This is a genomic window from Sphingosinicella rhizophila, assembly GCF_032378825.1.
GTDB classification, from domain to species: Bacteria; Pseudomonadota; Alphaproteobacteria; order Sphingomonadales; family Sphingomonadaceae; genus Allosphingosinicella; species Allosphingosinicella rhizophila.
Genome location: NZ_JAVUPU010000012.1, coordinates 1 through 14279, shown reverse-complemented (window position 1 = coordinate 14279; position 14279 = coordinate 1). Strand labels below are relative to the sequence as shown.

At 63.4% G+C, this 14279-nt stretch carries 13 protein-coding genes; 9 read left to right on the top strand and 4 right to left on the bottom strand.

Features of this window, described 5'->3' with window-relative positions:
* The first annotated feature begins 91 nt into the window (after window positions 1–91).
* The 5 genes from RQX22_RS17540 (at window position 92) to RQX22_RS17520 (ending at window position 7421) form a co-directional block, all read left to right on the top strand.
* Window positions 92–1975: an ABC-F family ATP-binding cassette domain-containing protein gene (locus RQX22_RS17540; RefSeq protein ID WP_315728238.1), complete on the top strand. Its 1884-nt coding sequence runs from the start codon at window positions 92–94 to the stop codon at window positions 1973–1975.
* A gap of 154 nt (window positions 1976–2129) precedes the next feature.
* A complete protein-coding gene (locus RQX22_RS17535; RefSeq protein ID WP_315728236.1) occupies window positions 2130–2540 on the top strand; it encodes a GntR family transcriptional regulator in 411 nt (136 codons plus the stop codon).
* Entirely contained in the window at window positions 2537–3481 is a 945-nt protein-coding gene (locus tag RQX22_RS17530) for an ABC transporter ATP-binding protein (protein WP_315728234.1), read from the top strand. Before RQX22_RS17535 ends, RQX22_RS17530 begins: the two co-directional genes overlap by 4 nt.
* A 26-nt stretch (window positions 3482–3507) precedes the next feature.
* Window positions 3508–5298: a hypothetical protein gene (locus RQX22_RS17525; protein WP_315728232.1), complete on the top strand. Its 1791-nt coding sequence runs from the start codon at window positions 3508–3510 to the stop codon at window positions 5296–5298.
* Complete coding sequence (locus tag RQX22_RS17520; protein ID WP_315728230.1) at window positions 5298–7421, top strand: S9 family peptidase; 2124 nt, start codon at window positions 5298–5300, stop codon at window positions 7419–7421. Before RQX22_RS17525 ends, RQX22_RS17520 begins: the two co-directional genes overlap by 1 nt.
* Window positions 7422–7499: 78 nt before the next feature.
* On the opposite strand, the gene RQX22_RS17515 is transcribed toward RQX22_RS17520, so the two are convergent.
* The 3 genes from RQX22_RS17515 to RQX22_RS17505 all read right to left on the bottom strand — a co-directional run bounded on the left by RQX22_RS17515 (window position 7500) and on the right by RQX22_RS17505 (window position 10417).
* Window positions 7500–8465: an SDR family NAD(P)-dependent oxidoreductase gene (locus RQX22_RS17515; protein WP_315728228.1), complete on the bottom strand. Its 966-nt coding sequence runs from the start codon at window positions 8463–8465 to the stop codon at window positions 7500–7502.
* Between the two features lie 45 nt (window positions 8466–8510).
* Window positions 8511–9476, bottom strand: coding sequence for an SDR family NAD(P)-dependent oxidoreductase (locus RQX22_RS17510; RefSeq protein WP_315728226.1), 966 nt, complete (start codon window positions 9474–9476; stop codon window positions 8511–8513).
* 236 nt (window positions 9477–9712) lie between these two features.
* Window positions 9713–10417 (bottom strand): NAD-dependent deacylase, encoded by a 705-nt coding sequence (locus RQX22_RS17505; RefSeq protein ID WP_315728225.1) that lies wholly within the window; start codon window positions 10415–10417, stop codon window positions 9713–9715.
* A gap of 120 nt (window positions 10418–10537) precedes the next feature.
* On the opposite strand from RQX22_RS17505, the gene RQX22_RS17500 reads away from it, so the two are divergent.
* The 3 genes from RQX22_RS17500 (at window position 10538) to ppa (ending at window position 12772) form a co-directional block, all read left to right on the top strand.
* Window positions 10538–11260 (top strand): hypothetical protein, encoded by a 723-nt coding sequence (locus tag RQX22_RS17500; RefSeq protein ID WP_315728223.1) that lies wholly within the window; start codon window positions 10538–10540, stop codon window positions 11258–11260.
* Between the two features lie 239 nt (window positions 11261–11499).
* On the top strand, window positions 11500–12030 hold the full coding sequence (locus RQX22_RS17495) for a hypothetical protein (protein WP_315728222.1): 531 nt from the start codon (window positions 11500–11502) through the stop codon (window positions 12028–12030).
* A gap of 208 nt (window positions 12031–12238) precedes the next feature.
* Window positions 12239–12772, top strand: coding sequence for an inorganic diphosphatase (gene ppa, locus RQX22_RS17490; protein WP_315728220.1), 534 nt, complete (start codon window positions 12239–12241; stop codon window positions 12770–12772).
* A 7-nt stretch (window positions 12773–12779) separates the two neighbouring features.
* Here ppa and RQX22_RS17485 read toward each other — a convergent pair whose 3' ends face one another.
* Entirely contained in the window at window positions 12780–13562 is a 783-nt protein-coding gene (locus RQX22_RS17485; protein WP_315728218.1) for a helix-turn-helix domain-containing protein, read from the bottom strand.
* Window positions 13563–13703: 141 nt separating this feature from the next.
* Between RQX22_RS17485 and RQX22_RS17480 the strand changes: the two genes are divergently transcribed.
* A complete protein-coding gene (locus RQX22_RS17480) occupies window positions 13704–14093 on the top strand; it encodes a hypothetical protein (RefSeq protein ID WP_315728216.1) in 390 nt (129 codons plus the stop codon).
* Window positions 14094–14279: the final 186 nt, after the last annotated feature.

Sequence of the window (14279 nt, the reverse complement as noted above, 5' to 3'; positions counted from 1 at the left end):
GAATGCCCGTTCCCGGGACGGCGGTCTTCGTCACGTAAGCGCAGCTGGACCATGCTAGCCGGCTGCGTCCTCCGCTGCTATCGGGCGCGCCATGCTGAACTTTTCGAACGTCACCGTGCGGCTGGGCGGGCGCACGATCCTGGACCGCGCGAGCGCGGCGCTGCCGCCGCGCAGCCGCGTGGGGCTGATCGGCCGCAACGGCGCCGGCAAAACGACATTGATGCGCGCCGTCGCCGGCATGTCGGATCTCGACGAAGGCAGTATCGACATGCCGCGCGGGACGAAGCTCGGCTATGTCGCACAGGACGCGCCCGGGGGATCGGCGACGCCGTTCGAGACGGTGCTGGCGGCGGACACGGAGCGGGCAGCGCTGCTGGACGAGGCCGAGCATAGCGACGACCCCCACCGACTGGGCGAGATTCACGAGCGGCTGAACGCGATCGACGCCCATGCCGCGCCGGCCCGGGCGGCGCGGATCCTGGTCGGGCTCGGCTTCGACGAGACGGCGCAGCATCAGCCGCTGGACAGCTTTTCCGGCGGCTGGCGGATGCGGGTGGCACTGGCGGCCCTTCTGTTTTCGGAACCGGACCTGCTGCTGCTCGACGAGCCTTCCAACCATCTCGACCTGGAAGCGACGCTTTGGCTGGAAAGCTTCCTCAAATCCTATCGCGCGACGATATTGGTGATCAGCCACGAACGCGACCTGCTCAACAATGTCGTCGACCACATCCTTCATCTGGAGGGCGGCAGGACGACGCTTTATGCCGGCGGCTATGATGCATTCGAGCGGCAGCGGGCCGAGCGGCTCGCGCAGATCGAATCCGCCCGCGCGGCCCAGGCCAACCAGCGCGCCAAATTGATGGACTATATCGCCCGCAACAGCGCGCGGGCGAGCACCGCCAAGCAGGCGCAGTCGCGCGCCAAGGCGCTGGCCCGGATGCAGCCGATCGCGGCGGTGGTGGAGGATCCGAGCCTGAGCTTCGACTTTCCGAGTCCGACCGAATTGAAGCCGCCCCTGGTGACACTCGACATGGCCGCGGTGGGCTATACGGAGGGACGGCCGATATTATCCCGGCTCAATCTGAGAATGGACCCGGAAGACCGCATCGCGCTGCTGGGCCGCAACGGCAACGGCAAGACGACCCTCGCGCGCCTGCTGGCGGCGCAGCTGGCGCCGATGGAGGGCGCGATCAACGCGTCGGGCAAAATGAAGGTCGGCTATTTTACCCAATATCAGGTGGAGGAGCTGGACCCGAAGGACACGCCGCTCGAACATATGACGCGGCAGATGAAGGGCGCCACCCCGGGCGCGGTGCGTGCCCAGCTCGGCCGCTTCGGTTTTTCCGGCGACAAGGCAACCCAACAGGTCGGCAAATTGTCGGGCGGCGAGCGGGCGCGGCTGGCGCTCGCGCTCATCACCCGCGATGCCCCGCATCTGCTGATCCTCGATGAGCCGACCAATCACTTGGACGTCGATGCGCGCGAAGCTTTGGTACAAGCTCTGAACGAATATAGCGGCGCCGTCGTGCTGGTCAGCCACGACCGGCACATGCTGGAGCTGACGGCCGACCGGCTGGTACTGGTCGATGGCGGAACAGCGGCCGAATATGCGGGCACGCTCGATGATTATACCGACCTCATCCTCGGCCGAAACCAGGAGAGCCGGAACGAAGCGTCCGGCGGCGGAGGCGGCAATCGCAAGGACAGCCGGCGCGCCGCCGCGGAGGCCCGCAGTCGCAATCAGGAACTTCGAAAGACCGTCAAGCGCGAGGAGGCTGAAATCGTCCGGCTGACGGCGCGGCGGTCGGCCATCGATCGCGCCATGTTCGATCCTTCGAACGCCGATGCGGCGGACACGAAGCTTACCATGACCGAGCTGATGAAGCTCCGCGCCACGGTCGAACGCGATCTTGAGCAGGCCGAGGCGCGCTGGCTGGAGGCAAGCGAGGCGCTCGAGGAAGCCAAGGCGGCCTGAGGGCTGCCAGCCGGCGGCGCTACGGCAGTCACGCAATAGGGGAGCTTGATCCCGCTGCACGTTTTCGGCTGCCCCGAAAAATACGGCTGGACATATCGTGCAACCACTGTGCTACAGTACTATTGTACCTAGTACACGTAGTACGGAGCAGCGCATGGCGCGGATTCACCCTCTGACGATCCGAATTGCGACGGGAGACACACGCCCGATCAGCAAGCAGATCGTGGACGCCGTCCGCGTCGAGATCGCCACCGGCGCACTGGAGACGGGCGCGCAGTTGCCGTCCGTCCGGGGGCTTGCGCAACAGCTCGCAATCAATCCGAACACGGTCGCGAAGGCCTATTCGGAATTGACCTCCGCCGGATGGCTGGAGGCGAGACAGGGGCTCGGCATTTTCGTTGCGGTGCAACGCCAGCGGCTTAGTCCGGAAGAACGCGACAGGCGGCTCGATGAGGCAATCGGCCGGTTCATCAACGACGTCGTCGCATTGGGTTTGCCGTTTGCCGAGGCCCAGGATCGGCTGGCTGTCGAAATGGATGCGGTCATGCCGAGGAAGAGCGCATGATTTCGGCACTGGAAAAGCAGGCTTTCGACTGCGCCCCTCGCCCCGACCTCGCCATCGAGACGATCGGGCTGACATTTCATCATGGCAGCAAGCTAGTGCTCGACCATCTTGACCTCAGGGTCGAGCGTGGCGGGATCCATGCCCTGGTGGGTGCGAACGGCGCCGGCAAATCCACCTTGTTCCGCATCCTGCTGGGCTTCCTCCCTCCCGACGCCGGCAACAGCTTCCTGCTGAGACATGACAGCCTGCACCTGTCGATCGACGACCGGCGGCGCGTTGGTTTCGTCAACGAGGAACATAGCCTCCCGGAGTGGATGACGATCGCGGCAGTGACCGCGATGCAGCGGCGCCAATATTGCGACTGGAACGAGCGCGCATTCGCGTCCGCGATCGGCAATTACGGCATGCTTCCGTCCCAGAAGGTGGGGGAGCTTTCGCGCGGGGAGCGGGCCGGCTTCAACCTCGCTTTGGCGCTTGCCCAATCTCCCGAGATTCTCATCCTGGACGAGCCGACGCTTGGCCTCGACATCGTCGCGAAGGGCGCATTCATGGAATCCCTTCTCTACAGCAATGCCACCGAGGCCTGCACGATCATCTACTGCTCGCACCAGATGGAGGAGATCGAACGCCTCGCCGACAATCTCATCATCCTGGAAAGAGGCCGGCTGGCAAACATTTCTCCGCCCGATGAATTTCGCGAGCGGGTCAGCCACTGGGTCGCCGACGTGCCGTTCAAGGGGCCGGAAGCGGCGACCATACCCGGACTGCTCCAGAGGCATTTGATCGACGGTATCCACCATTATCTGGTGCTCGATCAAGGCGAAGGCTTCGCGGAATTCCTCAGGGACGCGGGCGCAGGCAGGATCCGGACTCAAAGGGTGAGCCTGGATCGGGCCGTCAACGCCTTCCTTGCCAGGAACCACGCCGCGGCGGGGCGCTGATCTTCCAGCTTTCGAAAGAGACATTCATGCTCGACCTGTTCAAGGCAGAGATCTTCCGGTTCCGGGTCTGGATAGCAGGCTATTTCCTGCTCCATTGCGGCCTGATCGCCTTTTACGGCCGAATGATCGACCTGCTGCAATTGCCGACGATGATCGTCAAGGGCATCACCGCCGTCTATCTGCTGAGTGGGCTCCTGTTCGGGCTCCATCAGATGAGCCATTACCGGCGGCCCAACCGATGGCTCAACCTTCTCCATCGCCCGGTTGCCCCCCGCCAAATCGCCGGCGCCCTCATCGGCGCAGCGATGGTGGCGATAGGCGTCGCCATCGTGCTGCCCATGATCATCATGCTGACGGCGCAGGACCTGTTCAGCGCGCGTGTCGTCGACCAGCGCCATTGGATGCTGCCGGCCGCGACATTCCTGTCGGTCTTCGCTGCCTATCTCGCGGCCGCCTATGTCATACTGGGGGTACGGCGCTACGCGTGGCTCATCCCCATCCTGCTGGTATTTCTCGGCTATAGCGAAGCGATCGGCATCGGCGTGATCGCCATCCAGGCGCTTATTGTGCTATGGCTCTGCTTCCTTGTCATGAGTGCCTTCCAGCCGGCCGTGATGCAGGTGCCGGCCCGGCCCGTGCCTCTCCTGGCGACGGCATTATCGGTGCAGATGGCGCTCTACCTCCTGCTGGTCACCGCGGGGGGACTGATTTTCCAGGTCGGCTGGATCATGATCGGTACGCACCCGTTGAACGGCGCGCCGCCAGAGGGCGGACATGTGGAGGCGAGCGGAGCCAGGAGTTCCGATCTCCTGATGGCCGGCCTCGCGCGCCGGCATGACCAGCAGACGAGAATCTGGCGCGAACAGGTACGGCTCTCGGATCCGCTCAAGATCCAGCCGGGCTTCGCCGCATTGCCGGCGCGGGGGGAAATGACGAACATGATGCCGATCATGTTCGATGACGAAGAGCGGGCAGTCCGCTGGACATTCAGCCATGACAGCATGCGTTTCGAAGGCAGGTCGCTCCGCAACGGCACCCGCCATGGCAGCCTTGGGCTGAGCGCAAGCAATCGAAGCTTCGCGCAGCCGCCGGCGACGTTCGACGACGGCACTACCGTGAACGCCCGCACTTTCGCGCGCTTCGAGCCCAAGCTGGAACGGATGAGTCCCCGCATCAATGTCCCTGCGGGAGAGACTATCGCGACCCGTCCCCAGCCCGTCGGGGACTCCGTCGCCCTGCTCACGGACAAGGCCCTTTACCTTTATGACCGCGAAGTCCTGGATTTCGGAGATGAAGCTTTTCCGGCCCGGCAACGTATAAGATTGTCCGGGCGGATCGGCGACCTGTCGAGGATCGACTTCATAGAATTACTCGACGGATACCTGTTGTCCCAGACGTTCGGACGCTGGTCTTCCGAGGGCGGTTCCGATGGCGTCCAGCATCTGGAAAAGGTGGACGGAAGCGGCAAGGTAATACCGGTCGCGCAAAGAGCTTTGAGCAACGATTTTCCGGCGCCCAGCCGTTTCCATCACATCTGGCTCTCACCGGTTCTGCAGCAAGTCTATCATATGGTGACCAACCTGTTCGCACCGAAGGCGCCGCTCCAGGCTCGCCTTCCACCGCGCATCCCGAACATCGTCTGGCTGACGGCGATCGCGCTCAACCTGCTGTCGGCAATCGCAACTTTCTGGTGGACTACACGGTCGCGGCTCGACCGGACCCGGCGCCTCGGCTGGACCGGCGCGTCCGCCGCCATAGGCCTGCCTGCCTTCCTGAGCCTGTGCCTTCTCTACCCGCTGCGGCGCAACCGCGTCTGATGCGTCCTTTTCTTCCCCCGGCCCCGCGCCAGAGACTGGCATTCGGGTTGTGCCTCGCCCTGCTGGGTGCCGGAGCCCCTTATTCCGGCACGACGGGGGCACAGTCGGCGGGTCTCGACCTGGCGATCCGGAAAGAAGGCAGCCGGAAATCCGCGCCAAGGCTACCGAGAAGCGCCTTTCTTACACCCTCGAACCTGGTCGATGTGCGGCTTTCACCAGATGGCCGGCATGTCGCCTTTGTCCACCGCAGCGATGCCGGGCAGAGCTTGTGGCTGCTGGACAGCGCCACCGGCAATCGGCGCCGCTTGCTCCGCCGCGTCGAAACGAAAGTCCTGCACTGGTCGGCGGACAGCAACTGGCTGTTCCTCGAATCCCAGCACCAGTTGCTAGCCCTGTCGATTGTCCAGAAGCCCGGGTCGGGCGTGCTGACGTTAGTCGGCCGTCCAGAGAATCGCTTCGTGCTGGGGGTGGACCGAACCAGACCGAGTTCGATTTTGGTGAGTGAGGAAATCCATATCCCCGGAATCCTCCGGCCGTCGGGATATCGCGTGCATCGGCTCACGCCGGGGCGTCCCCCTCGCCTCTTGCTGGAGAGCAAGGAAGCGATCATGGATTTCCTGCCGGGTGCGGCGGGAACCCCGTCTTTTGCGAAGATCGCGGCGAGCAGCCTTATTGCCGTTCGCAAGGTCGACCAGAATGGCGATATGGCGGACATCTTCCGATGCGCCCCGCTGGAACAATGCCAGCTTCTGTCCAGTCCCGCCGCGGGTGATCTTCTTCTCACCGGCGACGAGGGCGGCAATCTGGAACGACTCATTCGGTTGGACCGCTCCGGCCGTCGACATGAGATCCATCAAGACCCCGATCATGTCGCGGACCTGGCCGAGGTCACGATCGATCCGATTTCAGGACGGGCTCTGTTCGCAGCATATCGATCGGGTTCGGTCCACACTTATCCGCTGACTGCGGAGATGCGTGTCCATGCCGCATCCATCCGGGCCGGCCTCGGCAAGCCTGGCTTCGGGATTGCTGTCGGACGGGGCAAGAGGGCAAAATGGCTCGTAACCGAGACCGGCGACCGAATGCAGCATGCCCGCTGGCATCTCTATGATCCGAAGACCAGGCAATTGCGGGAAATTCTCGGGGACCTTTCGGCGGGGGCGATTGCCATTCCCGAATCCGCAGCGGCGCGGCGGATGCCATTCCGCTATCGCGGCTCCGACGGCTTCCTTCTGCACGGCTTTCTCTCGCTTCCACCTGGGGCCGCACCCCGCCGTCTGCCGTTGGTCGTCAATGTCCATGGCGGGCCCTGGGCGCACGCCCCGGCGGGCTATTCGAAGATCGCACAATTCCTGACCAATCGAGGCTATGCCGTCTTCGAACCGAACTTTCGCGGCTCCACCGGTCACGGCCGTGCCTATCGAATGGCAGCAGGTGCCGACTTCGGCAACGGCCGGGTCCAGGCGGACATCGTGGATGGAACGCGCTTTCTGCTCGCGCATGGCATCGGCGATCCGGAGCGCGTGGGAATCATCGGTCACTCGTTCGGCGGCTATGCGACATTGCTCGGCGTCACCTTTTCGCCGGACCTGTTCCAAGTCGGTGTCGCCTTGATGCCACCCCCCGATTTCGGTTGGACACTTCAATGGCAGGTGGAAAGCAGCCGAAAGCGGCCTGCCCGCGGCTTGGATATGAGGAGGATGCTGCGCCAGATGAACGTGGACCTGAACGATCCGACGCTGCTGGCAAGGCTCAAAGCCGAGTCCCCGCTCGCCAATGCCGCCCGGATGCGAAGGCCGTTGCTGATCGTCGGCGGGGGCGCAGACCGGAATGTGCCCATTCGCAGCATCATCGACTATGCGGCTCGCCTGAATATGCTCGGCCGCGACATAAGCCTCTTCGTCGATCCCGCGGCTGAACACCGGATCGATGGCCGAGGACCGGAGGAGCAATATCTTTTCATGCTCGGCAGGATGCTCGGCGCCCATCTTGGCGGTGCGAGGGAGGAGATGCTGAGCTGCGACCTCGGCAAGTCGCTGCGCCAAGGGCTCAGACTTGCCAATGCCCTTCTGTTCGACAGGCATTGCGCCGATGCCGTGACGAGACGGGCGGATAAAGCTTGAACGATCCGTCGGACGGCCCCTCGCATGCCGAACGAATCAGATCGGCCTGTCCGTCGGCATCATGACGGAGAGTTCGCGCTACTGACGGCCGGACGCCTGCTGGGCCAGGATTTCGTCCAGCAACCTGACGAGCTCGTCGCGGCCCAAACTATATTCCGCCTGGCTGGCGTTGAGCTGTAACGTCCTGGCCAAGGTCACACGCATAACGCGATCGGCCGTCTCCTTGTCAGGCGCAGCCATGTAGCGAAGGCGCGGGCTGTCGCTGGCCAGGAAATGATGGACCTGCTCCGCGACGACGACAGGCTCCGGCCGCTTGCTTTCCTCAGCCCGCTGCGCCGCGATCACCTTCTTCTGCTCATCCGTCAGTTGCTGATCCAGATCGGCGCTGCCGGTGAGCATGCGCGTTACGACCTTCTCCCGCGCAAGGGATCTGAATGAGCCGGGATCGATGATGCCCACCGCAACGCCGGCTTCCTTCAATTCCATCGCGAGCGTGTCCGTATAGGCTTCGGTTGCGAATTTGGTCATGCTGTAACCGCCGCTTCCAGGACGGACAGCGAAGCCGGACAGCGAACCGATGATCGCGGTGCGCCCTTTGCTTGCCTTCAGCATTTCGGCGAATGCCCGGTTGACGCGCAACGGACCCATCACGTTGATATCATGCTGCCAAAGGATATCCGCGTCGGTCGTCTTGGTCAGTTCGCCGGCGCTGGCGACGCCGGCATTGTTGATCACTCCGAACAGCCCGCGCCCCTGCGCCGCCACGAACTTCACGGCTGCATCCACCTCAGCCTGCTTCGTCACGTCGAGGCGCAGGGAGCTGACATTCGCCATCGCATCGAGTCGCTTCAGATCCTCGGCTTTGCGAGCCGTGGCATAGACATGGAAGCCCCGCGCGCTGAGATATTCGGTGATCTCGAGGCCGATCCCCGAGCTCGCGCCGGTGACCAGGACGGCCTTCTGCCCGGCGGGCGCCTGGGCCGAAGCTGGTTGGCCCAACAGGAAAGCCGCGAGCGCGACGAGCAACAGCCTTACGCGATACATTGCAGGAACCTCATCTTCATCGGTTGATCGGGAGTCCGGATCCCATCACTTCGCGCCAACGGCCTGCTCCGCGAGGATTTCGTCGAGCATCTTGTGGAGCTCGTCCCGGCTGAGGGTGTAGGCGGTCTGGCTGGCATTGAGCTGCAAGGCACGGTCTATCACGGCGCGCACGATCATGTTGGCGGATTCCTCGCTCTGCGCCACCATGTAGTGAAGATGCGGCTTTTCGCTTGTCAGGAAGTGAAGCACGGCGTCCGCAACTTCGGTCGGCTCCTTCCTCTGAGCCTCCCTTGTCTGCACGTCATCGATGATCTTCTGCTGTTCGGGCGTCAGCGGCTCTTCAGAATCGCCGTCGCCGGTCAGCATCCTGCGGAACACCTTTTCGCGGGCCTTCGACTTGAAAGAGCCGGGATCGATCACGGCGACGGACACGCCGTCGGCCGCCGTCTCCAGCGCCAGCGTTTCACCATAGGCCTCGATCGCCGCCTTGGTCATGCCGTAGCCGCCACCTTGCGGCCCCATGATGAAGGCGGAGAGCGAACCGATGATCGCGGTCCGCCCCTTGCTGTCCTTGAGCATCGGATAGAAAGCCCGGTTGACCCGGAGCGGCCCCAGAACGTTGATGTCGTGCTGCCAAAGGATATCCTCGTCGGACGTCTTGGTGAGCTCGGCGACACTGGCGACGCCGGCATTGTTGATCACCCCATAAAGGCCCCGTCCCTGCGCCTGGACGAACTTGACGGCGGCATCCACCTCGGCCTGCTTGGTGACGTCGAGGCGCAGGCCGCTGACATTGTCCATCGCCTCCAGGCGCGCAATATCCTCGTCCTTGCGGGCGGTGGCGTAGACGTAGAAGCCGCGCGAGGCGAGCAGCTTGGTGATGGCGAGGCCGATACCGGAGCTTGCGCCCGTAACCAGCACCGCCTTTTGCTTGGCGGGCGCTTGCGCAAGCGCCGGCTGGGTGAAGAAAAGGGCCGCGAGCGCGACCATCAGAAGCTTGAGCCGGTGCATGGAAAAGAACCCCCAGAATAGAGTGACTGAAATCCTGGCAACCCGATCGGCCCTGCCGGCCAGGCAGCTCTCGTCGCGCGATCGGCACAGCCGAAAGGCAACTTGACGGGGTCCATCGTAAACCAAAAGCGTGTTTTGGCAACAACACACCTGATCGAGCCGAGATTTTCGTGTCGAGCCTTGCAGCCGTATGATTATCTCTCCTCGATGCGGGAAGGAACACCGCCCCGACGCGGTTAACCAGCCAGGACTTCCTCCACCCAGTCCGGGACCAGGGCGCCGGCGGGGCCGGTACGGCTTTCGTGGAAGAAATGACTGCCAAGGCTCGGCTCCAGGTTCATTTCCAGGGTGCGCGCCCCGGCATAGCGGGCGGTCTGGACGAGACCCGCAGCCGGATAGACCGCGCCCGAGGTGCCGATCGAGACGAACAAGTCGGCCCGCATCAGAGCCCGGTCGATGCGGTCCATCCCATAAGGGATTTCTCCGAACCAGACGATGTCGGGGCGTAGCCGACCCGCAACGCCGCAGTCCGTGCAGGCCTGGCCTTCGCTCAGCGTGCCCACCCAAGGGATCCGCCCGTCGCAGGCGAGGCACCAGGCCGATTTCAGCTCGCCATGCATATGGAGGACGCGCTTCGCGCCGGCCCGTTCATGGAGGTCGTCGACATTCTGGGTCACGATCAGGAGATCGCCGGGCCATTCGGAATCGAGCCGCGCCAAGGCGCGATGCGCCCCGTTCGGCTCGACCAGCCTCAGGTTCGCCCGCCTTTCGTCATAGAATTTCTGTACGAGCGCCGGATCACGGACGAATGCCTCGGGCGTGGCCACATCCTCGACCCGATGCCCTTCCCACAGGCCCTCCGGGCCGCGAAAGGTGGCAAGGCCGCTTTCGGCGGAAATTCCTGCGCCGGTCAGGATCACGATGTTTCGGATGTCCTTCATCCTCGAAGACTAGCCGACACGCTTCCTTCGGGCGAGTGGTGGATTGCAGTGATACACGCATCGTTCGAACTGGGGTCGGTCCGCAGGAGATCGGCGAGCAAGAATCGAGAGGGCAAAAGAATGAGCGGCAAATTGAACAGGATCATGGTGGGTTACAGCGCCATCGTGACGACGATCCTGGCGGGCGCGTTCGCGACCCAGGCGATCAGCGGAACCAAGGTCGACAGCCTGGGCGAGATCGATGTCGAAAGGATCAATGTCCGGGAGACGGATGGCACCCTGCGTCTCGTCATCTCCAACACGGACAAGATGCCGGGCATCATCCACAAGGGCACCAATTATCCGCATCCCAACCGGCGGACGGCCGGCATGCTGTTCTTCAACGAGGAAGGGACGGAAAATGGCGGTCTGACCTTCGGCGGGCGCCGCGACGCGAACGGCAAGGTCGTCGGATCGAGCGGCCATCTGAGCTTCGACCAGTTCGAACAGGATCAGGTCGTCGCGCTTACGCACGGCGAGAATGACGGGCAGCGCCGATCCGGCCTGTCGATCAGCGATCGTCCGGAAAATGCCATGCCGTTCGCCGAGATGGGTGCGTTCACCAAGCTCGCCCCTGCCGAACAAAAGGCCATGGTCGACAAATGGGTCGCCGAAAAGAGGCTCGGCAACACGCCCCGCGCCTTTATCGGACGAAGCGTCGACCGGTCTTCCGCGGTGATGCTGAGCGACGCCGAGGGGAAGCCCCGCATCCTGATGCAGGTGAAGGCGGACGGCGAGGCGGCCATCCAGTTCCTCGACGCCGCCGGCAAGGTGACAAAGACGGTAAGCCCCACATCGGAGTGACCGTTCCCGGACGGCGGCGAGAGCGCGGTATAATGACCAATGCCGTCGCTCGCCGGCTCGCTGCCGCCATCCCATCGACATTTTCCTCTGCCTGTCCGATAGTATGAAGACAGGAAGCCGGCGGACGCATGCCGGCTCCGCGTTGGAGGAATGGCATGGGGACGTTGATCGGCAATGCAGGGAAAATCGGATTGGCGCTGCTCCTTTCAGGAGCCGCTGGCGCAAGTGGAGCGACAGGGATGACGGCGCAGAGTGCGGGAGGTCAAGCCGTGGCCGCCCCGGCCGACCCGTCAACGCTGGTCCCCGCGCCACGGCCCGAGGACGTTTCCTCCCCTCACGCTGTGACGCTCGCGCTCTACGATGTCATTTCAGGGGATCCGGGGGTCAAGAGAGACTGGAACCGCTTCCGGTCGCTTTTCCATCCAAGTGCGCTGATGATCCCGACCGGCAAGAATGCGGAGACGGGCAAGATCGGCGCGCGCATCATGACGCCGGAAGATTATGTCAATCTGAGCGGACCCAACCTCGAAAAGAACGGGTTTCACGAAAGAGAGGTCGCCTATCGCGAGGATCGGTACGGCAATACCGCCCATATCTTCACCACTTATGCGGCCCGGCGCACGCTGAGCGATCCGGAACCCTTCATGCGCGGCATCAACAGCATCCAATTCTTCAATGACGGCAAGCGCTGGTGGGTGCTGAGCATCACCTGGAGCGCGGAGACGCCGGAAACGCCGATCCCGCAAGAATATATGACCAGTCAAAAGTGAGGTGACGGACGGGGCCAGCGCGCTTTCACGAGGTGCAGTTCCTGAGGAGCATTGCACTGTTCGCTAAACTGCCGGATTCCGGATCGAGTAAAACGACCGGTCCGTCGAAATATGCCGAAAACCGCTCGCTTCCATAAGCGGTCGGCTCTATGGGCGCGCTGCCGCCGGCATGGCCGGCGTTCGGCATCTCACATCGGCAGGACAATCAATGAACATCGATCTCATCCCCGTGGGCGACGATCCGCCCCATAGCCTGAACGTCATCATCGAGGTACCGGTGGGTGGCGAGCCGGTGAAATATGAGTTCGACAAGAAATCCGGCGCCCTGTTCGTGGATCGGATCCTGCACACGCCGATGCGCTATCCGGCAAACTACGGTTTCGTCCCGCACACGCTGTCGCCCGACGGCGACCCGCTGGACGCCCTGGTTGTGGCCCGATCGCCCTTCATTCCCGGATCGGTCGTTCGCGCCCGCCCGATCGCGGTACTGTTCCTGGAGGACGAAGCCGGCGGCGACGAGAAATTGCTGGTGGTGCCGGTCGACACGACCTTTCCATATTATGCCAATGTCGGCGAAGGCGGCGACCTGCCCGAAATCGTGCGGCAGCAGATCGAGCATTTCTTCACCCACTATAAGGATCTCGAGGTCGAAAAGTGGGTCCGGGTCGGCCATTGGGGCGACGCCGAGGATGCCCGGCGGGTGGTGACGGAAGCCATCGAGCGGGCACGCGCGGCCGCCTGAATCAAAGTCAGGAACTTCCCGTCAAGAAGGCAGCGGTCGCTTCGTCGGCGGGGAAGAATGCTTCGACGGCGAGCTCCGACAACGTTACCTCGCTGGGCGTGCCGAACATGGTGGTGGTCGACAGGAAGGATAGCTGCCGACCGCCGACGTCATATAGCATCGGCACGAAGATGCCGCCGAAATCCTCTCTGGCTTCAGCGACCGGAGGCGCCGGATAGGTATCGAGCTCGGCGCGCAATCGCGCGAGTTCGACATCGCCGCTGGCAATGACCTGCTCCTTCAAGCGCTGCATGAGATGGGCCTTCCATTCCGCCAGATTTACGATCCTGCTCGCGATGCCTTGCGGATGCAGGCTGAGGCGTAGGACATTGACGGGCGGCGCGAGCAAAGCCTCCGAGGCTCCCGCGAGCAAGGGCGCCACCGCCTCATTGGCCGCCACCATGTTCCAGTGGCGGTCGACGGCGAGCGCCGGGAAGGGTTCATGGCCCTTGAGGATCATTTCAACGGCCCGTCGCGCGGCCTGCATGGAAGGATGGTCCAGACCGCGGTCCGGATAGGCGGGCGCATGGCCGGCGGCGAGCAACAAGGCATTGCGGCCGCGGAGCGGCACTTCGAGCTGTTCGGCGAGCCGGATCACCATCTCCCGTGAAGGCTGCGACCGTCCGGTCTCGACGAAGCTCAGATGCCGGGTCGAGATATCGGCATCGAGCGCCAGATCCAGCTGGCTCATTCGCCTGAGCTGGCGCCAGCCGCGCAGCTGTTCTCCGAAATTCGCATTGGTCTCGATCATGGCGTCTCTCCCGCCGCGCAAGATGCCCAGGCGCGCAATGCCAGGCCATTACCTCCGAAGTAATCGACTTGCATCAGCAGCCCCGCCAGTCTTGCGGGCATCGGTCCATTCCGGCGGCCGAGCAGAAATGGAGACAGGACAATGGTGATTTCGAAATTCCTTGGGCGCATCCTGATGCTGGACGCACTGAGCTGCCTCGCCATGGGCGCGGCGCTTGTCATCGGAACCGACCTTCTCGCACCGCTTTTCGGGCTGGAGCCCGGATTCGCGCTGGGTGCCGGCCTTGCCCTTCTCCCCGTCGGCCTGCTGATCCTGTGGACCGGGACCCGCAATCAGGTTCCGGCCATGCTCGTCTATGCGATCATCGCAGGCAATGCGCTATGGATCCTCGAGAGCCTCGTGACGGCGGCGACATTCCCGACCATCACCCCGGCCGGAACTGCCTTCGTCATCGCCCAGGCGGCATCCGTCGCGCTGCTGACGATATTGGAAATGATGGGCGTGCGTCGATCGATAACGACGGCGCTATGAGCAAAACAATATATTCAGGATGATCCCGTGCGCGGAAGGGAGCGCTGCAAGGAGGCGCTCCCTTCTTTGCGATCAGCGCCGTCGGGTCGCCTCGATGAACATTTCCAGGGCGTCATGTGCTTCGTCATCGGTCATCTGCCTTGGCGGATGCTTGCAGAAATAGGCGGCGGCGGGGTGGATCGGACC

Coding starts and splice junctions, on each gene's coding strand:
- RQX22_RS17505 (WP_315728225.1), bottom strand. CDS start 10,417: ATGAAGGACATCCGAAACATCGTGATCCTGACCGGCGCAGGAATTTCC.
- RQX22_RS17535 (WP_315728236.1), top strand. CDS start 2,130: ATGGCGCGGATTCACCCTCTGACGATCCGAATTGCGACGGGAGACACA.
- RQX22_RS17480 (WP_315728216.1), top strand. CDS start 13,704: ATGGTGATTTCGAAATTCCTTGGGCGCATCCTGATGCTGGACGCACTG.
- RQX22_RS17495 (WP_315728222.1), top strand. CDS start 11,500: ATGACGGCGCAGAGTGCGGGAGGTCAAGCCGTGGCCGCCCCGGCCGAC.
- ppa (WP_315728220.1), top strand. CDS start 12,239: ATGAACATCGATCTCATCCCCGTGGGCGACGATCCGCCCCATAGCCTG.
- RQX22_RS17530 (WP_315728234.1), top strand. CDS start 2,537: ATGATTTCGGCACTGGAAAAGCAGGCTTTCGACTGCGCCCCTCGCCCC.
- RQX22_RS17525 (WP_315728232.1), top strand. CDS start 3,508: ATGCTCGACCTGTTCAAGGCAGAGATCTTCCGGTTCCGGGTCTGGATA.
- RQX22_RS17510 (WP_315728226.1), bottom strand. CDS start 9,476: ATGCACCGGCTCAAGCTTCTGATGGTCGCGCTCGCGGCCCTTTTCTTC.
- RQX22_RS17485 (WP_315728218.1), bottom strand. CDS start 13,562: ATGATCGAGACCAATGCGAATTTCGGAGAACAGCTGCGCGGCTGGCGC.
- RQX22_RS17500 (WP_315728223.1), top strand. CDS start 10,538: ATGAGCGGCAAATTGAACAGGATCATGGTGGGTTACAGCGCCATCGTG.
- RQX22_RS17520 (WP_315728230.1), top strand. CDS start 5,298: ATGCGTCCTTTTCTTCCCCCGGCCCCGCGCCAGAGACTGGCATTCGGG.
- RQX22_RS17515 (WP_315728228.1), bottom strand. CDS start 8,465: ATGTATCGCGTAAGGCTGTTGCTCGTCGCGCTCGCGGCTTTCCTGTTG.
- RQX22_RS17540 (WP_315728238.1), top strand. CDS start 92: ATGCTGAACTTTTCGAACGTCACCGTGCGGCTGGGCGGGCGCACGATC.